Genomic DNA, 17,816 nt, shown 5'->3' on the forward strand with positions numbered 1-17,816 from the left:
GCCGCGCGTGCCTTGTTTTGGGCTTTGGCGCCTTTGGAGCGAGCCTAGGCTGGGCGGCTCTCCGGGACAAGGTCCCAGTCGTCGCGACGGCGCGGCCGAGGCGTCGCGAGCGCTAGATCGTCTTTTCCGGCCAGCGGCAGAGATCATTGATCAGGCAGACCGCGCAGCGCGGCTGGCGTGCGAGGCAAGTATAGCGCCCGTGCAGGATCAGCCAGTGATGCGCATGCAGCATGAATTCGGAAGGAATGACCCGCTCGAGCCCGAGCTCGACTTCCAGCGGCGTCTTGCCTGGCGCCAGCCCCGTGCGGTTGCCGACGCGAAACACATGCGTATCCACCGCCATGGTGCGTTCGCCGAACGCCATGTTGAGCACGACATTGGCGGTCTTGCGGCCGGCGCCCGGCAACGACTCGATCTCAGGCCGCGTGCGCGGCACTTCGCCACCGAATTCCCGGATCAATTTCTCCGACAGCGCGATGACGTTTCTGGCCTTGGTGCGGTAGAGACCGACGGTCTTGATGTAATCGCGCAATTTCTCCTCGCCGAGCGCGAGCATCTTCTGCGGCGTGTCGGCAACCAGGAACAGGGAACGTGTTGCGCGGTTGACCCCCGCGTCCGTTGCCTGCGCCGACAGCACGACAGCGACCAGAAGCGTGAAGGGGTTGAGATGTTCGAGTTCGCCCTTGGGCTCTGGATTCGCTTTACGAAAGCGCTCGAACGCCTCGCGCACTTCGGCATCGGTCCAGGGTTTTGGCTTTTTCGCGGCGGGCGCACTGGCCTTCTTCCGCGCACCGGATTTGGCCGCGCGCGACAACGCTGCCGTCCTCCATTTGGACTTGGTCGCGGATTTGGGCCTGGATTTGACGACGGCGCGGCGAGTGATTTTCGACATCTTCCGGGTAGGATATACTGACCCGTCATGACCCCAGGCAATGGTTTTAATCCCAACGAGGCGGAGCTATTTTCGGCACGGCTGATGCCGCACCGTTCGCTCGGCCGCACCGGCTTTCTGGTGCTGATGGCCTTTGTCAGCGTCGTGAGCTTTGCCGCCGGCATCGCCTTCCTCTGGATGGGCGCCTGGCCCGTGTTCGGCTTCTTCGGCCTCGACGCGCTCGCGATCTATTGGGCGTTCCGCATCTATTTCCGCCGTGCCAAAGCGTGCGAGGAAATTCGCGTCACGCCGTCAGAGCTTTACGTGCGGCGGATCAGTCACCGCGGCCACATCGTGGAGTTCACCTTCAATCCGCTGTGGGTGCGGCTCGACCGCGAGACGCACGCCGAATTTGGCATCGAGCGGCTCTATCTGGTCTCGAAGGGCCGGCGGATTTCCATCGGCGGCTTCTTGGGGGCCGAGGAAAAGGAAAGCTTTTCCAATGCCTTGATGGCAGCGCTGCAGGCCGCCCGGCGCGGGCCGACCTATAATCCCATCCCCTAGATCTCGTCGGGAATCGGGTGGTTCGCGCGAGCCCCCAAGCCTACATCCGTGGCATGATCAATCGTGCCAAGAATGACGCCATGATATCAGCCATGAACGACCTTCGCCTGGCCAAGCCGGGCACCCAGAACGCCGCGCTGCGCGACTACGACTCGGTGCGCCGCGCCATTGCCTTCATCTCCGAACGCTGGCGGACGCAACCGACCATCGAAGCGATGGCGGAGGCGGCAAGCCTCACCCCGGATGAGTTGCACCATTTATTCCGCCGCTGGGCGGGGCTGACGCCGAAAGGTTTTATGCAGGCGCTCACGCTCGACCACGCCAAGGGCCTGTTGCGCGATTCAGCGAGTGTGCTCGACGCCGCGCTCGATTCCGGTCTGTCCGGTCCCGGCCGGCTGCACGACTTGTTCGTGACCCATGAGGCGATGTCGCCGGGCGAATGGAAAGCGGGCGGCGCCGGCATGACACTGCGTTACGGTTTCCATCCCTCGCCCTTTGGCACCGCGCTTGTGATGGCAAGCGACCGCGGCCTCGCCGGTCTCGCCTTTGCCGATGCGGGAGGGGAGAAAGCGGCGCTGACCGACATGACGAGACGCTGGCCGCACGCGATCTACATCGAGGATTATCTCGCCACCGCTCCGCTGGCCCAACGCATCTTCGACAAGAAGCTGTGGCGGGCGGATCAGCCGCTGCGTGTCACCCTGATCGGCACCGACTTCGAGGTCCGGGTCTGGGAGACGCTGCTGAAAATCCCGATGGGCCACGCGGTCTGCTATTCGGACATCGCCAGGAAGATCGAAAGCCCGAAAGCCTCGCGCGCGGTGGGCGCGGCGGTTGGCAAGAACCCGATCTCGTTTGTGGTGCCCTGCCATCGCGCGCTCGGCAAGAGCGGCGCGCTGACCGGCTATCACTGGGGCATCACCCGCAAGCAGGCGATGATCGGCTGGGAAGCCGGGCAGGTGGCGAGCGCCGCTTAGCGTTTTCCCTTAATCGTCTTGAAACCTCCCCTCGAAAAGAGGGGATCGCTTTGCTCCGAAGGAAGCCAAGCGGGAGGAAATCTCGGCGTGTCCCCCAGGGGAGGAGCGCCGGGCGAAATCGGCTATTGCAAGCCGCGTCATGGATTGCAAAATCGATCCGAGTGGTCCAATCCATTACTTTTGGCGCTCGCGTTAGCACATCGGCGCCGCGAGCAGTGAACGATGGCCCGACAAACTGACTGTTCGAAACCACGACTATCATTCGAGCAGGCCAATGCGATCTGTCGCAATTGGGTAGCTCTAGGAGATCGGGCGGATAGCTTTCTCGAAACGATGCTGGATTTGGGTTTCGAGGCCTTTCTGCCGCGCAAGGCGTATGTGGAAGCGTTCGCTGCAAACGCGAGTGAGCTCGCGACGCATCGACACTGTGTCACGGAGGCGATGAAAGAGCAGCTCGGTCGACCCAGGCAATTTCCAATAACCGACGATGAGCTGAAGGAGGTGTACCGTTCATCTTTTCTGCAATCGTTGAGACGGCAGCGCGACCAGGAAAATGGGTGCACGGAGAGAGAAATAAGCTCGCGGTTCGAACCAGGAGAAGCACACTGGCGTCGCGAGATCGACCCGTGCCAAAGGAACCTCGCCAAAGACAGGGTCGCGCGCAGGGCAGCGCATGAGTCTCGGTTTGAGACAGTCGCCGAGTCCGGAAGGCAGCTCGCGGCCGAAGAAGCTCATGTCACGTGATGCGGCATCGATTGGTTTTGAATTTGACAAGGCAAGATCACGGGCAAAGCGGCCATTCTTCTCCAAGCCAGTCACCGACGACTGGCGCCTGTGCTGGTCGGTTGATCATCGATTTTTTCTTTTCGCCCAAACAGAAGGGCGTTTTCTACCAAGCCTTCACCTCTGCAGCCGGAAAGTTGAAAACCCCCACACCGTAAACGAACCGTTTCAAACACTGCAGATTCGTTACGACGTCTTCATAAATTTTTTCACAAACGCGTATTGGCATTTCCACGATTTTGATCAGCTCGAAAGGGCCATCAAGGCTCACCTGCTGCTTTACGGCTTAGGCGCCTCCACCATTGAAGACGGGATCCGGAAGGTCCTTGGCGGCCATCCTGCGTAGTCCAGAGCGCTACCCTTTCAACCGCTTCCACATGATCGCGGTGTCGCAGAGCCGGCCGTCAGGAAACAGCGCATAATGGGGCACGATGCCGCTTTGCTGCCAGCCGGCACGCAGATAGAGCCGGTGCCCGCTTTCGCCCGGCACGGTATCCAGCACCAGCAGCCAGCGCCCGCGCTTGCGCGCCTCATCTTCGATCGCCGCCATCAACGCCGCGCCGACGCCGCGGCCGCGCGCTGAACGGTGTACCAGCATCTTCTTGACGTCGGCGCGATGCGGCTGGTTGGGCGGCGTGTCGAGGCCGAGTTGAACGGTGCCGACGATTTTCCCGCCAATGATTGCCACGAGTAGCACGACATCTCCAGCGGCAACGTTGCTCGCGATCTTCTCAAAGAAGGCACGCGCATCACGCGACGAATAGGGCGGCATGAAACTGACGCTGGCGCCGCCAGCGACGCAGTCGGTCAGCACCTGGCCAAGTTCATCCAGTGCGCGATCGCCGATCGGCGCGGCGAGCGAGACGATCTCGACGCTCTCGCTCACGCGAGGTCAAGCTTGGATGCGACGGTCGAGTCGGCGTTCAGGCGGTAGATGATCGGCGCGCCGGTTGCGAGTTCGCGCTTCAAAATGCCCTCCGGCGACAGCTTTTCCAGCACCATGATCAGAGCGCGCAGCGAATTGCCGTGAGCCGCGACCAGCGTGCGCTCGCCGCGCAGCACGCAAGGCAGGATTTCCTGCACGTAATAAGGCAGCGTGCGCGCCAGCGTGTCCTTCAGGCTTTCGCCGCCGGGCGGCGGCACGTCGTAGGAACGGCGCCAGATCAGCACCTGATCCTCGCCCCACTTCTTGCGCGCATCGTCCTTGTTGAGGCCGGAGAGATCGCCGTAGTCGCGTTCGTTCAGCGCGAGATGCCTGTGAACGGGGATCCTGGTTTGTCCGAGCTGGTCCAGCATCAGGTCAAGCGTGTGCTGGGCGCGCGTCAGCACCGAGGTGAAGGCGATGTCGAACACGAGGCCTTGCGCCTTGAGCTTACGGCCGGCCTCGTTGGCTTCGGCGACACCCTGCTCGCTCAGATCAGGGTCCTTCCAGCCGGTGAAGAGATTTTTCAGATTCCATTCGCTCTGGCCGTGGCGCACCAGCACGAGAAGACGATCGCTCATGTCAGGATTTCCGTTTTGAACCGATCAGAAATTATGCAGGCCGAGTACGTCGGCCATGGTGTAGAGCGCGGGCTTCTTGTCGCGCGCCCACAGCGCCGCCTTCACCGCGCCTTGCGCAAACATGGTGCGGTCCTCGGCGCGATGGGTCAGCTCGATCCGCTCCATGGCGCCGGCAAAGATCACGCTGTGATCGCCGGTGACGGAGCCGCCGCGCAAGGAGGCGAAGCCGATATCGCCTGACCGACGCGCGCCGGTTTCGCCATCGCGGCCGCGCGCCGAATGTTCGCCAAGCGCAATCCGCCGTCCCGTCGCGGCCGCCTCGCCCAGCATCAACGCCGTGCCCGAGGGCGCATCGATCTTGGCGCGGTGATGCATTTCGAGAATTTCGATGTCGAAGCTTGCGTCGAGCGATTGCGCCACGCGCTTGACCAGCGCAGCCAGCAAATTGATGCCGAGGCTCATATTGCCTGACTTCACGACCGTGGCGCGCGAGGTCACGCTCTGGATCACCGCGTCGTCGGACGCCGACAGCCCGGTCGTGCCGATGACGTGGACGAGCCCGCGTTGGGCGGCGATGGCGACATTGGCGATGGTCGCGCCCGGCACGGTGAAATCGAGAATGCCGTCGGCATTCGCCGACATCGACCACAGGTCGGCCGACAGCAACACGCCATTGGCGGGCAGGCCCGCGAGCACGCCGGCGTCCTGGCCGAGCAATTCCGACCCCGGTGCCTCCAGCGCACCAGCCAGCACCGCTCCCTCGGTCTCGGAAATCACGCGCGTCAGCGCCCGGCCCATCCGGCCGCCCGCGCCTGCAACAATCAAACGCATCTCGGACATTGTGCATCCTCTCAGAACCGTTGTAGCGAGGGGATGGTGTTCCGGCAACCGACCATGCCCGCCTATTGGCCCGGCTGCGGGCCGTCATAGCCCTCGATGATCACGAGGTCGCCCTCGGAATGGGGCGCGCGAAGCGCGACAAGGCGCACATATTCGGGCGAGTTGTAGCAGGCGATCGCGGTCTCATAATCCTTGAACTCGATCACCACATTGCGGGTGCGCGCGGAGCCTTCCTTGGAAACATGCCGGCCGGCGCGCACCAGAAACTGGCCGCCATACTTCGCGAATACCGGCCCGTTCTGCGCCGCATATTCCTTGTAGCCTTCGGGGTTGTGCACATCGATGCGCGCGATCCAGTAGCCTTTTGCCATGTTGGGTCTCCCTCTTTTCCTCTTATCCGAGCGCCTGGGCGATCTCGGCCTGAATGGCGTCGGCGGCCGCCTTCGGATCCGCCGCAGCCATGATGGGCCGTCCAACGACGAGATAGTCGGCGCCGGCGGCAATCGCACGCGACGCCGTCATGAAGCGCTTCTGATCGCCGCTCGCGCTGCCCGCGGGCCGGATGCCTGGTGTAACCAGGCTCATCTGGTCGCCGACGATTTCGCGCACCGCAGCCACCTCCTCGGGTGAGCACACCAGCCCGTCGACGCCGATCGCCTTGGCCTGGCGCGCGCGGATGGCGACGAGATCGGCGACCGCGTGGCGGTAGCCGGCCGCTTCCATGTCCGCCTGGTCGTAAGAGGTGAGCACGGTCACGGCGAGAATCTTGAGCGCGGAATTGCCGCGTCCCTCGACCGCCGACTGCATGGTCTGCGGATAAGCGTGCACCGTCATGAAAGTCGCGCCGAGCGAGCACAGGCTTTCGACGCCGCTTTTCACGGTGTTGCCGATGTCATGCAATTTGACATCGATGAAGACTTTCTTGCCGATGGCGCGGAGTTTTTGGGCCAGCGGCATGCCGCCGGCATAAACCAGCTGATAGCCGATCTTGTAGAAGGTCACGCTGTCGCCGAGACGCTCGATCATCGCCTCCGCCGGCTCGATAGCCGGCAAGTCCAGCGAAACGATCAGCCGGTCTTTTGGAACGATCGTCAGTGGCATGTAACCTCACATCAGGCGTTGCGAGACATCGATCAGTTGCTGCACCATCAGAGCCATGGCCTCGATATCGGGCGTCTTCTTCAGACGATTCATATCGTCGTAGGCGTCGTCGGCGAAGGCAAGCGCGAGCTGGTTTGGAACGACCAGCGCATGGCAGGCAGACAGGATCAGCCGCAGCGCCGCCATGGCGCGGGCACCGCCGAGCCGGCTATGTGACGCGGCCGCCAACGCAAAAGCGCGGTTGCGAAACACCTCGCCGCGGGTCTCATGCGCATCGTGCACGCGGCTGACCCAGTCGATCGCGTTCTTCAACAGCGGCGGCACCGACGAATTGTATTCAGGCGTGACGAACAGCACGCCGTGATGACTGCCGATCATGCGCTTGAGATCGACCGCGTTCTTCGGCACGCCCGATTTCGTTTGCAGGTCGCCGTCATAGATCGGCAGGGAGAAGTCGGCGAGAGAGATGCGGGTGACTTCCGCGCCGGCTTGCGCGAATTGATGGGCGGCAGCGGCTGCAAGCTTCGCGTTCAGCGAGCCGGTTCGCAGCGAACCCGGGATAACCAGGATTTTCAACGCAGCCATGATCTAAATGCCCCGCAAAACCGCCACGCGGTCGGGGCGGTTTAGCCTCTGCGATACACCCAGACGCGGGCCGGCGGAAGGTTCATCCAGACGCGCTCGGAGGCCTCGGTGGAAACGCCGGGCAGCGATTTCGGAATCGGCGGCGCGACCGAGTAGGTGAACTGCACGAACGGCGATCCCGGGGCGAGCGCGAGGAAGGCGTCGCGGATCAGCCGCAACCGGATCTGCATCGGCTTGGTCACCAGCGGCAGGCCCGACACGACGGCGGAGGCCGGCGCATCCAGCGCCTCTCGCAGAGCGTCGCGCAGCCGATAGGCGTCAGCCTGCATCACTTTGGCCTGCGGATAGCGGTCGCGCAGCAGCGCACAGAAACCGGGGTTATATTCGACGAGCACCAGCCGCTTCTGGTCGACACCACGCTCAATCAGCGCGTTGGTGATCGCGCCGGTGCCCGGACCAAGTTCGACAACAGGACCTTGCGAATCGATGTCGACATACTGCGCCATGGTGCGCGCGAGCAATTTGCCCGACGGCATCACCGCTCCCATGTGAAGCGGCTTTTCAATCCACGAGCGGAGAAAACGAACTTCGTCATCGAGACGAAGGGGCTTTTTCAACGCACGCGCGGACGATTGCAATGGCATGTCGCTACTAGTGCCCACTTTCCGAAGTTCGTATTCCATCTCAGCACCCATTTTCACGAACTTCGGAAAGTCATGGGCACTAGCAAACATATTGATTCTAGTGCTGCTTATCTATTCGAAGTTCCTGTATCGAATTCGCCGCTTGTCGTGCAGGAACTTCGAATAGGCAGCACTAGGCGGGACCGCTCTCGCGGCGATGTCAGAAAATAGTCATAAACACGTATAGGGACGCAGCCATCCGGTCAAGCAAAACGCGCCTTGCGGCGCGCGGTCCAGAACAGATCAGCTTCGCGATAAGACGCTGCACTCGCTATTGTTTTGTGCGCTCATAAGCAGCGACGGCGCTCTTCAGGTGCTGGCGCGGCTGCCGAAGAAGTCCTTGACCTTGGCAAAGAAACCCTCGGCCTCGGGCTGGGTTGCACCAGAGGACAATTTTTCGAACTCGGCGAGCAATTCCTGTTGCTTCCTGGTCAGGTTCTGAGGCGTCTCGACCACGACCTGGACGTACATGTCGCCGGTCTGGCGCGAACGCAGCACCGGCATGCCCTTAGATGCAATGCGGAAGCGTCGGCCCGACTGGGTTCCCGAAGGTATTTTCACCTTGGTCTTGCCCTTCTCGATGGTCGGCACCTCGAACTCTCCGCCAAGGGCTGCGGTCACCATCGAGATCGGCACCCGGCAATGCAGATCAGCACCATCGCGCTGGAAGAATTCGTGTGCCGACAGCGACAGGAAAATATAGAGATCGCCGGGAGGCCCGCCGCGCACGCCTGCCTCGCCCTCGCCGGCCAGACGAATGCGTGTGCCGTCTTCGACGCCTTGCGGAATGTTGACCGAGAGCGTGCGCTCGCGCGTCACCCGGCCGGTGCCGGAGCATGACGGACAGGCATCCTCGATCATCTGGCCACGGCCCTGGCAGCCCGGACAGGTGCGCTCCAGCGTGAAAAATCCCTGCGCCTGACGCACCCTTCCCGCCCCGCCGCACATGCCGCAGGCCTTCGGCTTGGTGCCGGCCTTGGCGCCGATGCCCGAACAGGCTTCGCAGGTGACCGAGACGGGAATCTCGATCTGGGCCGTCTTGCCCTGGAAGGCTTCTTCCAGGCTGATTTCCATGTTGTAGCGCAGATCGGCGCCACGCTCGCGGCCGCCGCGGGCGCGCTGGCCCGCCATGCCGAACAGGTCTTCGAAAATATCGGAGAAGGAAGAGGCAAAGCCGGCGCCAAAACCCGCAGCCCCGCCGTGGCCCTGCTCGAAAGCGGCGTGGCCGAAGCGGTCATAGGCGGCGCGCTTCTGGCCGTCCTTCAGAACTTCGTAAGCCTCGTTGATTTCCTTGAACCGGATCTCGCTCTGGGCGTCGCCGGGATTGCGATCGGGATGCCATTTCATCGCGAGCTTGCGAAAGGCCGATTTGAGACTGGTATCGTCCGCGTTCCGCTCGACTTCCAGCGTCTCGTAATAACAGCGCTTGGTGGACATCCGTCAAACCCGCCCGAATCCTCATCCCGAAGGAATGCGGCCTACAATGCCGCCTTCGGCTTAACGAAAAAATAACCCCCACTCTTTCGAGACGCCACTTGCGTACTCGTAAGAAATGGGGGTCATCATCGTGGCCTTAAGCAGATTTCTTGTTGTTCTTGTCGTCGTCGACTTCGGTAAATTCCGCGTCGACGACGTCATCCTTCGCAGCGTCCTTGGCCGCATCGCTTTCGGCCTGCTGCTTGTACATCGCTTCGCCGAGCTTCATCGAGGCCTGCGCCAGCGTGTTGCTCTTGGCCTTGATGGCCTCGGCATCGTCGCCCTTGAGCGCTTCCTTCAGATCGCCGACCGCATCCTCGATGGCGCGGCGTTCGGTATCGGCGACCTTCGAGCCATGCTCGGCCAGCGCTTTCTCGGTGGAATGCACCAGCGCGTCGGCATGGTTCTTGGCGTCGACCGCTTCGCGGCGCTTCTTGTCCTCGGCCGCATTGGCCTCGGCGTCCTTGACCATCTTGTCGATGTCGGCTTCGGACAGACCGCCGGAGGCTTGAATCCGGATCTGCTGTTCCTTGCCCGTCGCCTTGTCCTTGGCGGACACGTTGACGATGCCGTTGGCGTCAATGTCGAAGGTCACCTCGATCTGCGGCATGCCGCGCGGCGCCGGCGGAATGCCCATCAGGTCGAACTGGCCGAGCATCTTGTTGTCGGCCGCCATTTCACGCTCGCCCTGGAAGACGCGGATGGTGACGGCGTTCTGGTTATCCTCGGCCGTCGAGAACACCTGGCTCTTCTTGGTCGGGATCGTGGTGTTGCGGTCGATGATGCGGGTAAACACGCCGCCCAGCGTCTCGATGCCGAGCGACAGCGGGGTCACGTCGAGCAGCAGCACGTCCTTGACGTCGCCCTGCAGCACGCCGGCCTGGATTGCAGCGCCAATCGCCACGACTTCGTCGGGGTTGACGCCCTTGTGCGGCTCCTTGCCGAACAATTGCTTCACGACTTCCTGCACCTTCGGCATGCGGGTCATGCCGCCGACCAGCACGACTTCGCCGATCTCACCGGCGGTGAGACCGGCATCCTTCAGCGCCTTGCGGCAGGGTTCGATGGTCTTCTGCACGAGGTCATCGACCAGCGCCTCGAACTTGGCGCGCGTCAGCTTCATGGTCAGATGCTTCGGCCCGGCCTGATCCGCCGTGATGAAGGGCAGGTTGATTTCGGTCTGCGTGGTCGACGACAGCTCGATCTTGGCCTTTTCCGCAGCCTCCTTGAGACGCTGCAGGGCAAGCTTGTCGTTGCGCAGGTTGATGCCCTGCTCCTTCTGGAACTCGTCGGCCAGGTAGTTCACCAGGCGCATGTCGAAATCTTCGCCGCCGAGGAAGGTGTCGCCGTTGGTCGACTTCACCTCGAACACGCCGTCGCCGATTTCGAGAATTGAAATATCGAACGTACCGCCGCCGAGGTCGTATACCGCAATGGTGCCGGTCTTGGTCTTGTCGAGACCATAGGCGAGCGCGGCCGCGGTCGGCTCGTTGATGATGCGCAGCACTTCAAGGCCGGCGATCTTGCCGGCATCCTTGGTGGCCTGACGCTGGGCGTCGTTGAAATAAGCGGGGACCGTGATGACGGCCTGGTCGACCTTCTGACCGAGGTGAGCCTCGGCGGTCTCCTTCATCTTCTGCAGGATGAAGGCGGAAATCTGCGAGGGCGAATAGGTCTTGCCGTCGGCTTCGACCCAGGCATCGCCGTTGGACGCTTTCACGATCTTGTAGGGGACGAGCTTCTTGTCCTTTTCCACCATCGGATCGTCGTAGCGGCGGCCGATCAGCCGCTTCACCGCGAAGAAGGTCCGCTCGGGATTGGTGACCGCCTGGCGCTTGGCGGGCTGGCCGACGAGACGCTCGCCATCATCGGTAACAGCGACGATCGACGGGGTCGTGCGCATGCCCTCGGCATTTTCGATAACTTTAGCGTTCTTGCCATCCATGACGGCGACGCACGAATTCGTGGTGCCGAGATCGATCCCAATGACCTTTCCCATGGTCCTCATATCCTTCTTTTTGCGGCAGGTCGGCTGGGCCCTGACGGCGCCCTGATCCGGACCCCCAACGATCAAAAACTCGCGATATTGCGACGGTGAGCCTCATATAGGAGGGGGCGTATGCCCTGCAAGGAGGCTAGCGCAACCTTCGTCCGTAAAAGCCCGCAACCTTTAAAGATAGTTTCGGGGCAGGGCTATGGTGAACCGCGCCGGGGCGGGTCCGGGAAAGCCCGGTGCTCGGACCGCCATGGCGCTGTCGCAGCCGCAGCAAAACCGCTAAAAGGCCGACCGGGCCGGCAAAGGGATTCGGCCACGGCCTCAATCATACCTCGAGAAAATCGCCGATGTCCTATCTCCGACTGTCTTCCATCCTCGCCTGGCTCGTCATCACCATGGGGGGCGCGTTCGCCGCCGACCAGGTTTTCCCCCCGGGCGCCCGGATCGGGCTGACGCCGCTGGTGGGCCTCACCCCGGCCAAGACCTTCACCGGCTTCGAGACGGAGGACAAGAGCGTCAAGGTGCTGGTCGCGGAGTTGCCGGCCGCCGCCTATGGCGAGGTGATGAATACCTTCAAGACCAATCCGGCGATCGGCGCCATCAAGCCGGAGAGTCTCGAGACCGGCGCCGGAACCGCCTATTACACGGTCGATAACGTCAAGAACGCCTCCGGCGTCGTTCGCCACTACGCGATGATCCTCTCGGGCGGCACCTTCTCGGGCTATGTCGATGTGCAGGTCCCCGAGAACGCCACCAAGATCTACAGCGACGATGCAGTGCGGCAGATGCTGGCCTCGGCCGTGACCCGCAAGGAAGTTCCGGTCGACGAACAACTCTCCTTGATGCCGTTCACTGTCGGCAACCTTGGCGACTTCAAGCACGTTCGCGCGCTGGGAGCGACCGGCGCCCTGCTTCTCTCCGATGGCGATGAGACCACGGGCTTTGAGGCCGCGCCCTTCATGGTGATCGGCGTGATGGCGTCAGCGCCCGCGGAGCCTGACGACCGCGCCCGCTTTGCCGAGCAGGCGGCCCGCGCCATTCCCGGCCTGCACACCGGGCGCATCACCATGTCCGAGCCGGTTCGTATCGAGAGCATGGCCGGTTATGAGACGCGGATCGATGGCACCAGCGGGCGAAACGACACCCAGGTCACGCTGGTGCAGTGGCTGCGCTTCGGCAGCCAGGGCGCCTTGCGCGTGATCGGCAGCGCGCCGCGCGATCAATGGGAGAAGGCTTTTCCAAGATTCCGTGCGGTCCGCGACAGCATTCAGCCGCGCTCGTAGGGTCTCCGCCCGCCGCTTCTTTGACCTTTCCCGGCCGGACGGATTTGCGGGCATCGCCGCTTTCGGCGGGAGGTGCGCATGATGGACCGGCGAAAGACACTCGCGGACATGCAGGCGCGCTTTTTGCGGTTGGCTGAACGGATCGCCTCCGTCGGACTGGAAAGTCTAAGTGAGCCGCACGTCAAGCACCTTGAGGGGAAGCTGTGGGAGCTGCGACTGACGGGCCGCGATGGAATTGCTCGCGCGCTATACGTCACGGCGATGGGCCGCAGGGTCGTCGTGGTTCGCGCATTCGTGAAGAAGACGCAAAAGACGCCGCGCGCCGAGATTGAGCTGGCGCTGCAACGCGCAAAGGAGATCACATGACAATCCGGTTCGAAAAGCTCAAAGCTCGTCTCTTGGCCAATCCGAAGGTCAAGGCAGAGTACGATGCGCTGGCGCCGGAGTTCGAAATTGCCGCCGAGATGCTCAGGGCTCGCCTGCGCGCCGGTCTTTCGCAAGCCGAACTGGCAGCCCGCATGGGAACCAGCCAGTCCACGATCGCCCGGCTTGAGAGTGGGCAAACGCTACCGGGCACGAAGACGCTGCTGCGCTATGCCGAGGCAACCGGTAGCAAGTTCCACGTGCGGCTGTCGGCAGCTTGATGCGGCTTTCGCTTATAGCGGGAGTTAGTTAGCTCGTCATGGCCGGGCTTGACCCGGCCATCCACGTCTTTCGTGCCCGAGGTAAGAAAGTAGATGCCCGCGACAAGCGCGGGCATGACGTGGAAACGAATAGCCGCTTTCGGGGTCTTCAGCTCTGCCGCTCATTGCCGTTGGCAGGCGCGGGCGCAGCAGCCTTTGCGCCGCCCTTGGAAACGCCGACCAACGCGGGACGCAGGATCCGCTCGCCGATCATGTAGCCGGCCTGGACCACCTGCACCACGGTGCCCGCAGGTACGGACGGATCAGGAACCTCGTACATGGCCTGCTGGAAATTCGGATTGAACTTCTCGCCGGTGGGGTCGAATTTCCTGACGCCGTTTTTCTCCAGCGCACTGAGCAGCGAGCGCTCGGTCAACACCACGCCTTCGATCAGCGTCTTGAGCATCGGATCGGCCAGTTCCCGCGTTTCCACCGGCACCGCGTCGAGCGCCCGCTGGAGACTGTCGGCAATGTCGAGCACGTCGCGCGCAAAACCGGTGATGCCGTAGACCTTGGAATCGGCCACCTCGCGCTTCGTGCGCTGACGAAGATTCTCCATTTCGGCCAGCGTGCGCAGCATCTTGTCGCGCCACTCCGCGACTTCCCTGGCAAGCGCCTCGGCCGATCCCGGCTCGGGATCATCCGGCATGATATAGGGCTTGGAAATCACGGGCTCGGCGGCCTGCTCTGGATCGGCCGAATTGTCGTTCTGCCCGTTCGGATCGGTCATGCAGCCACCTTCTCGAAATCGTCTTCTGAATAAGTTCACGGTCGGGATTGCTGGGGCGGATATCGTGCTTTGGCGGCCGAAAATCAAGCGTCCAGACGAAACCTGATGCCGCCGATCAGCCGCCCAGCAGGCGGCTGACGATCCGCGCCGCATAATCCACGGTCGGGATCACGCGGGCATAATTGAGCCGGGTCGGCCCGATCACCCCGAGCACGCCGACGATCTTGCCGGCGGCATCCCGATACGGTGCGATGATGGTTGACGAACCGGACAACGAGAACAGCTTGTTCTCCGATCCGATGAAGATCCGTACGCCCTCGGCGCTCTCGGCGCGGCCCAGGAGATCGATCACGCCGCGCTTGGTCTCGAGATCGTCGAACAGAAGGCGGACGCGCTCGAGGTCTTCGAGCGCGTGAAGGTCTTCGAGCAGATTGGCATGACCGCGCACGATCAACTGCCGGTCCTCGTGGTCGCCGCCGGACCAGCTGGCAACCCCGGCCGCGATCACCTTTTGCGTCAGCTGATCGAGCTCGGTGCGGGCCTGCACCAGCGCGGTTTCGAGTTCGAGCCGCGCTTCGGCCAGCGTGCGTCCCCGGATCCGTGCATTGAGGAAATTGGTGGCCTCGATCAGCGCCGAGGACGGCACGCCCGCCGGCAGGCTCAGCACGCGGTTTTCGACCTGGCCATCCTCGCTGACCAGCACCACCAGCGCGCGCTCCGGCTCCAGCCGCACGAATTCGATGTGTTTCAGGCGCGAATTGGATTTGCCGGTCAAGACCACGGCGGCGGCGCGCGTCAGACCGGAGAGGCGGGTCAGCGCCTCGCCAAGGGCTGCTTCCACCGACTGCGCGCGGCCGACGGCGGCAAGCTGGGTCTGGATCGATTGCCGTTCGGCCTCGGTGAGATCGCCGACCTGCATCAAGGCATCGACGAAAAACCGCAGACCCACTTCGGTCGGCAGCCGCCCCGCCGAGGTATGCGGCGCGTAGATCAGCCCGAGCGCCTCGAGATCGGACATCACGTTGCGCACCGAGGCCGGCGACAGCGGAACCGCAATCAGGCGCGAAATGTTGCGCGAGCCGACCGGCTCGCCGGTGGCGAGATAGCTCTCGACGATCTGGCGAAAAATATCGCGCGAGCGCTCGTTGAGCTGGGCAAGCCCGCTATGCGACGAGATCAGGCCGATCGGTTCGTGGTGGGCCAAATTCAAGACTCCGCTGCCCTCGACCTAATTTGTCCCTCCGGGTGCCCGGTGACAAGCAGGCATAAGGAAAAGCCTTGCCGCTGCGCAAGCGTCCACCTACAAGCACGCCGGACAACCAAATTGGTTAATTTTCGGAGGATTTTCATGCGTCCAAGCTGCCGTGCGCCGGATGAGTTGCGCGCCGTGTCGCTGGAACGCGGCGTGGTCAAATATGCCGAGGGGTCTTGCCTCGTTAAGTTCGGCGATACCCATGTGCTGGTGACGGCCACGCTGGAAGAACGCCTGCCGCCGTGGCTCAAGGGCCAGGGCCGCGGCTGGGTCACGGCTGAATACGGCATGTTGCCGCGCGCCACCCTGGAGCGCACCCGCCGCGAGGCTTCAAGCGGCAAGCAAAGCGGCCGCACCGTCGAGATCCAGCGCCTGATCGGCCGCTCGCTGCGCGCCACGCTCAACCTCGAAGCACTGGGCGAGCGTCAGATCACGGTCGACTGCGACGTGCTGCAGGCCGACGGTGGCACACGGACGGCGTCGATCACCGGCGCCTGGGTCGCGCTCGCCGACTGCATCGGCTGGATGAAGGCGCGCAACATGATCAAGACCGAGGTGCTGCGCGACCATGTCGCCGCGATCTCCTGCGGGATCTACAACGGCACGCCGGTACTCGACCTCGATTATGCCGAGGATTCGTCCGCCGACACCGACGCCAATTTCGTCATGACCGGCGACGGGCGCATCGTCGAGGTGCAGGGCACGGCCGAGAAGACGCCGTTCTCGCAAGGAGAGTTCCTGGCGCTGCTGGCGCTGGCGCAGAAGGGCGTCGCCCGGCTTGTGGACTTGCAGAAGATGGCGGTGGCGTAATTTCAAAAAGGTCGTCATGCCCGGCCATGACAGGTTAAATCCGGAAGATGAGAATGCCCCGCCGCATCAGTGGCCAGCTTGTGATCGCGACCCATAATCCCGGCAAGCTTGCCGAGATGCGCGAGCTGCTTGCGCCTCACGGGGTCACGGCGATCTCGGCGGCCGAACTCGACCTCGCCGAACCGGAAGAAACCGGCGACAGTTTTGCAGCGAATGCGAGGATCAAGGCAGTGGCGGCTGCGACGGTGGCAAGGCTGCCGGCGTTCGCCGATGACTCCGGCCTCGCGGTCGATGCGCTCGACGGCGCGCCCGGAATTTATTCGGCGCGCTGGGCCGGACCGTCGAAGGATTTCAACGCCGCGATGACCCGGATCGAACGCCTGCTGATCGAGCGTGGCGCGGCTGAACCAGGAAAGCGGAAGGCGCATTTCGTCTCCGCGCTCTGCGTCGCCTGGCCCGACGGGCACGTCGAGGAAGTCGAGGCGCGCGTCGATGGCACGCTCGTCTGGCCGCCGCGCGGCGACGCCGGCTTCGGCTACGATCCGATGTTTTTGCCCGACGGTCACGACCGCACCTTCGGCCAGATGACCTCGATCGAAAAGCACGGCCTGCCGCCGCTCGGCATGGGCCTGTCGCACCGCGCCCGCGCCTTCGTCAAACTGGCGGAGCGCTGCTTTGGTTAGCCAAAAAGAAGCCTTCGGCGTTTACGTGCATTGGCCGTTCTGCCTGTCGAAGTGCCCCTATTGCGATTTCAACAGCCATGTCCGCCATGCCGCGATCGACGAGGATCGCTTTATCCGTGCCTTTACCCGCGAGATCGAAACCACAGCGAGCCGCGCGCCGGGGCGCGAGGTGACGTCGATCTTTCTCGGCGGCGGCACGCCGTCCCTGATGCAGCCGCAGACGGTCGCGGCGGTCCTCGATGCGATCGGCAAGCATTGGCGCGTGGCGGTGGATGCCGAGGTGACGCTGGAGGCCAATCCGACCAGCGTCGAGGCGACGCGCTTCGCCGGCTATCGCGCAGCCGGCGTCAACCGCGTTTCGCTCGGCGTGCAGGCGCTGGACGATGCTTCGCTGAAAATGCTCGGACGAATGCACAGCGCGCGCGAAGCGCTCGATGCGGTCGCGATCGCGCGCCGTTCGTTCGAGCGCTATTCGTTCGACCTGATCTATGCGCGTCCCGACCAGACGGCGGAGGCCTGGACCAGCGAACTCAACCTCGCGATTGGCGAAGCCGCCGAGCATCTGTCGCTCTACCAGCTGACGATCGAGGAAGGCACGCCGTTTTTCGGCCTGCATGCGGCGGGCAAGCTCAAGACGCCGAACGAGGCGCTGGCGCGCACGCTCTACGACGTGACGCAGGAAGTCTGCGATCACCACGGGCTGAATGCCTACGAAATCTCAAACCACGCGCGCCGCGGCGCCGAATGCCGGCACAATCTCGTCTACTGGCGCGGCCAGGAATATGCAGGCGTAGGCCCCGGCGCGCATGGCCGTCTCGATATCGACGGCGTGCGGCACGCGACCTCGACCGAGAAGCGTCCCGAGGCGTGGCTGATGCGGGCCGAGAGCAACGGCCATGGCGTCGTGGTCGACGATGTCCTCAACAGCGAGGAGCGCGCCGACGAATTCCTGCTGATGGGACTGCGTCTGGCCGAAGGAATCGATCCGCGCCGCTA

21 protein-coding genes are annotated in these 17,816 nt (G+C 63.2%); 9 read left to right on the forward strand and 12 right to left on the reverse strand.

The annotated features are described in order from the left end of the window. Window positions 1–112: 112 nt before the first annotated feature. The gene (nth, locus tag M6D32_RS07550) at window positions 113–892 is read right to left on the reverse strand and encodes an endonuclease III (RefSeq protein ID WP_298254912.1); all 780 of its coding nucleotides are present in this window, start codon (window positions 890–892) and stop codon (window positions 113–115) included. A gap of 27 nt (window positions 893–919) precedes the next feature. Between nth and M6D32_RS07555 the strand changes: the two genes are divergently transcribed. The 3 genes from M6D32_RS07555 to M6D32_RS07565 all read left to right on the forward strand — a co-directional run bounded on the left by M6D32_RS07555 (window position 920) and on the right by M6D32_RS07565 (window position 3,541). Then, window positions 920–1,435: a DUF2244 domain-containing protein gene (locus tag M6D32_RS07555; protein ID WP_298254915.1), complete on the forward strand. Its 516-nt coding sequence runs from the start codon at window positions 920–922 to the stop codon at window positions 1,433–1,435. Window positions 1,436–1,515: 80 nt separating this feature from the next. After that, window positions 1,516–2,412 carry a bifunctional helix-turn-helix domain-containing protein/methylated-DNA--[protein]-cysteine S-methyltransferase gene (locus M6D32_RS07560; RefSeq protein ID WP_298254917.1) on the forward strand — a complete coding sequence of 299 codons (897 nt, stop codon included), beginning with the start codon at window positions 1,516–1,518 and terminating at the stop codon, window positions 2,410–2,412. A 733-nt stretch (window positions 2,413–3,145) separates the two neighbouring features. After that, complete coding sequence (locus M6D32_RS07565; RefSeq protein ID WP_298254919.1) at window positions 3,146–3,541, forward strand: hypothetical protein; 396 nt, start codon at window positions 3,146–3,148, stop codon at window positions 3,539–3,541. Between the two features lie 9 nt (window positions 3,542–3,550). Here the strand turns inward: M6D32_RS07565 and M6D32_RS07570 are convergent, their stop codons facing one another. The 9 genes from M6D32_RS07570 to dnaK form a co-directional block, all read right to left on the reverse strand. Continuing rightward, a complete protein-coding gene (locus tag M6D32_RS07570) occupies window positions 3,551–4,081 on the reverse strand; it encodes a GNAT family N-acetyltransferase (RefSeq protein ID WP_298254921.1) in 531 nt (176 codons plus the stop codon). After that, entirely contained in the window at window positions 4,078–4,698 is a 621-nt protein-coding gene (locus tag M6D32_RS07575) for a 2,3-bisphosphoglycerate-dependent phosphoglycerate mutase (protein WP_298254923.1), read from the reverse strand. The genes M6D32_RS07570 and M6D32_RS07575 overlap by 4 nt, the downstream gene beginning before the upstream one ends. Window positions 4,699–4,722: 24 nt before the next feature. Next, window positions 4,723–5,538 (reverse strand): 4-hydroxy-tetrahydrodipicolinate reductase, encoded by an 816-nt coding sequence (gene dapB, locus M6D32_RS07580; protein ID WP_298254924.1) that lies wholly within the window; start codon window positions 5,536–5,538, stop codon window positions 4,723–4,725. Window positions 5,539–5,600: 62 nt separating this feature from the next. Further along, on the reverse strand, window positions 5,601–5,909 hold the full coding sequence (locus tag M6D32_RS07585; RefSeq protein WP_298254926.1) for a DUF1330 domain-containing protein: 309 nt from the start codon (window positions 5,907–5,909) through the stop codon (window positions 5,601–5,603). Window positions 5,910–5,931: 22 nt separating this feature from the next. Further along, window positions 5,932–6,639, reverse strand: a complete 708-nt coding sequence (gene pyrF / locus M6D32_RS07590) for an orotidine-5'-phosphate decarboxylase (RefSeq protein WP_298254928.1) — start codon at window positions 6,637–6,639, stop codon at window positions 5,932–5,934. Window positions 6,640–6,645: 6 nt separating this feature from the next. Next, complete coding sequence (locus tag M6D32_RS07595; RefSeq protein ID WP_298254930.1) at window positions 6,646–7,224, reverse strand: NAD(P)H-dependent oxidoreductase; 579 nt, start codon at window positions 7,222–7,224, stop codon at window positions 6,646–6,648. Between the two features lie 41 nt (window positions 7,225–7,265). Next, window positions 7,266–7,868, reverse strand: a complete 603-nt coding sequence (locus tag M6D32_RS07600; protein ID WP_298254932.1) for an rRNA adenine N-6-methyltransferase family protein — start codon at window positions 7,866–7,868, stop codon at window positions 7,266–7,268. Window positions 7,869–8,216: 348 nt separating this feature from the next. After that, window positions 8,217–9,344, reverse strand: coding sequence for a molecular chaperone DnaJ (gene dnaJ, locus M6D32_RS07605; RefSeq protein ID WP_298254935.1), 1,128 nt, complete (start codon window positions 9,342–9,344; stop codon window positions 8,217–8,219). Window positions 9,345–9,480: 136 nt separating this feature from the next. Beyond that, entirely contained in the window at window positions 9,481–11,382 is a 1,902-nt protein-coding gene (gene dnaK, locus M6D32_RS07610; RefSeq protein WP_298254936.1) for a molecular chaperone DnaK, read from the reverse strand. Window positions 11,383–11,726: 344 nt separating this feature from the next. Here dnaK and M6D32_RS07615 point away from each other — a divergent pair, with 344 nt between their 5' ends. The 3 genes from M6D32_RS07615 to M6D32_RS07625 all read left to right on the forward strand — a co-directional run bounded on the left by M6D32_RS07615 (window position 11,727) and on the right by M6D32_RS07625 (window position 13,306). Beyond that, window positions 11,727–12,662 (forward strand): hypothetical protein, encoded by a 936-nt coding sequence (locus M6D32_RS07615; protein WP_298254938.1) that lies wholly within the window; start codon window positions 11,727–11,729, stop codon window positions 12,660–12,662. A gap of 78 nt (window positions 12,663–12,740) precedes the next feature. Continuing rightward, on the forward strand, window positions 12,741–13,028 hold the full coding sequence (locus M6D32_RS07620; protein WP_298254939.1) for a type II toxin-antitoxin system RelE/ParE family toxin: 288 nt from the start codon (window positions 12,741–12,743) through the stop codon (window positions 13,026–13,028). After that, on the forward strand, window positions 13,025–13,306 hold the full coding sequence (locus tag M6D32_RS07625) for a helix-turn-helix transcriptional regulator (protein ID WP_298254941.1): 282 nt from the start codon (window positions 13,025–13,027) through the stop codon (window positions 13,304–13,306). The genes M6D32_RS07620 and M6D32_RS07625 overlap by 4 nt, the downstream gene beginning before the upstream one ends. Before the next feature lie 148 nt (window positions 13,307–13,454). On the opposite strand, the gene grpE is transcribed toward M6D32_RS07625, so the two are convergent. Together grpE and hrcA are read right to left on the reverse strand one after the other, a co-directional pair. Then, window positions 13,455–14,075, reverse strand: coding sequence for a nucleotide exchange factor GrpE (grpE, locus tag M6D32_RS07630; protein ID WP_298254942.1), 621 nt, complete (start codon window positions 14,073–14,075; stop codon window positions 13,455–13,457). Between the two features lie 115 nt (window positions 14,076–14,190). Next, window positions 14,191–15,279 carry a heat-inducible transcriptional repressor HrcA gene (gene hrcA / locus M6D32_RS07635; protein WP_298254944.1) on the reverse strand — a complete coding sequence of 363 codons (1,089 nt, stop codon included), beginning with the start codon at window positions 15,277–15,279 and terminating at the stop codon, window positions 14,191–14,193. A 144-nt stretch (window positions 15,280–15,423) separates the two neighbouring features. Between hrcA and rph the strand changes: the two genes are divergently transcribed. The 3 genes from rph to hemW all read left to right on the forward strand — a co-directional run. Further along, window positions 15,424–16,137 (forward strand): ribonuclease PH, encoded by a 714-nt coding sequence (gene rph, locus M6D32_RS07640; RefSeq protein WP_298254946.1) that lies wholly within the window; start codon window positions 15,424–15,426, stop codon window positions 16,135–16,137. Window positions 16,138–16,190: 53 nt separating this feature from the next. Next, window positions 16,191–16,820: an RdgB/HAM1 family non-canonical purine NTP pyrophosphatase gene (gene rdgB / locus M6D32_RS07645; RefSeq protein ID WP_298254948.1), complete on the forward strand. Its 630-nt coding sequence runs from the start codon at window positions 16,191–16,193 to the stop codon at window positions 16,818–16,820. Further along, window positions 16,813–17,816: radical SAM family heme chaperone HemW (hemW, locus tag M6D32_RS07650; RefSeq protein WP_298254949.1), on the forward strand; the 1,004-nt coding region annotated here is incomplete at its 3' end. The genes rdgB and hemW, both read left to right, overlap by 8 nt.

Source organism: Bradyrhizobium sp. (assembly GCF_027307225.1).
GTDB lineage: Bacteria > Pseudomonadota > Alphaproteobacteria > Rhizobiales > Xanthobacteraceae > Bradyrhizobium.

Coding starts and splice junctions, on each gene's coding strand:
- dapB (WP_298254924.1), bottom strand. CDS start 5,538: ATGTCCGAGATGCGTTTGATTGTTGCAGGCGCGGGCGGCCGGATGGGC.
- pyrF (WP_298254928.1), bottom strand. CDS start 6,639: ATGCCACTGACGATCGTTCCAAAAGACCGGCTGATCGTTTCGCTGGAC.
- M6D32_RS07620 (WP_298254939.1), top strand. CDS start 12,741: ATGATGGACCGGCGAAAGACACTCGCGGACATGCAGGCGCGCTTTTTG.
- M6D32_RS07615 (WP_298254938.1), top strand. CDS start 11,727: ATGTCCTATCTCCGACTGTCTTCCATCCTCGCCTGGCTCGTCATCACC.
- rph (WP_298254946.1), top strand. CDS start 15,424: ATGCGTCCAAGCTGCCGTGCGCCGGATGAGTTGCGCGCCGTGTCGCTG.
- dnaK (WP_298254936.1), bottom strand. CDS start 11,382: ATGGGAAAGGTCATTGGGATCGATCTCGGCACCACGAATTCGTGCGTC.
- nth (WP_298254912.1), bottom strand. CDS start 892: ATGTCGAAAATCACTCGCCGCGCCGTCGTCAAATCCAGGCCCAAATCC.
- M6D32_RS07560 (WP_298254917.1), top strand. CDS start 1,516: ATGATATCAGCCATGAACGACCTTCGCCTGGCCAAGCCGGGCACCCAG.
- M6D32_RS07555 (WP_298254915.1), top strand. CDS start 920: ATGACCCCAGGCAATGGTTTTAATCCCAACGAGGCGGAGCTATTTTCG.
- M6D32_RS07595 (WP_298254930.1), bottom strand. CDS start 7,224: ATGGCTGCGTTGAAAATCCTGGTTATCCCGGGTTCGCTGCGAACCGGC.
- M6D32_RS07625 (WP_298254941.1), top strand. CDS start 13,025: ATGACAATCCGGTTCGAAAAGCTCAAAGCTCGTCTCTTGGCCAATCCG.
- M6D32_RS07600 (WP_298254932.1), bottom strand. CDS start 7,868: ATGCCATTGCAATCGTCCGCGCGTGCGTTGAAAAAGCCCCTTCGTCTC.
- M6D32_RS07575 (WP_298254923.1), bottom strand. CDS start 4,698: ATGAGCGATCGTCTTCTCGTGCTGGTGCGCCACGGCCAGAGCGAATGG.
- grpE (WP_298254942.1), bottom strand. CDS start 14,075: ATGACCGATCCGAACGGGCAGAACGACAATTCGGCCGATCCAGAGCAG.
- dnaJ (WP_298254935.1), bottom strand. CDS start 9,344: ATGTCCACCAAGCGCTGTTATTACGAGACGCTGGAAGTCGAGCGGAAC.
- M6D32_RS07585 (WP_298254926.1), bottom strand. CDS start 5,909: ATGGCAAAAGGCTACTGGATCGCGCGCATCGATGTGCACAACCCCGAA.
- M6D32_RS07565 (WP_298254919.1), top strand. CDS start 3,146: ATGTCACGTGATGCGGCATCGATTGGTTTTGAATTTGACAAGGCAAGA.
- rdgB (WP_298254948.1), top strand. CDS start 16,191: ATGCCCCGCCGCATCAGTGGCCAGCTTGTGATCGCGACCCATAATCCC.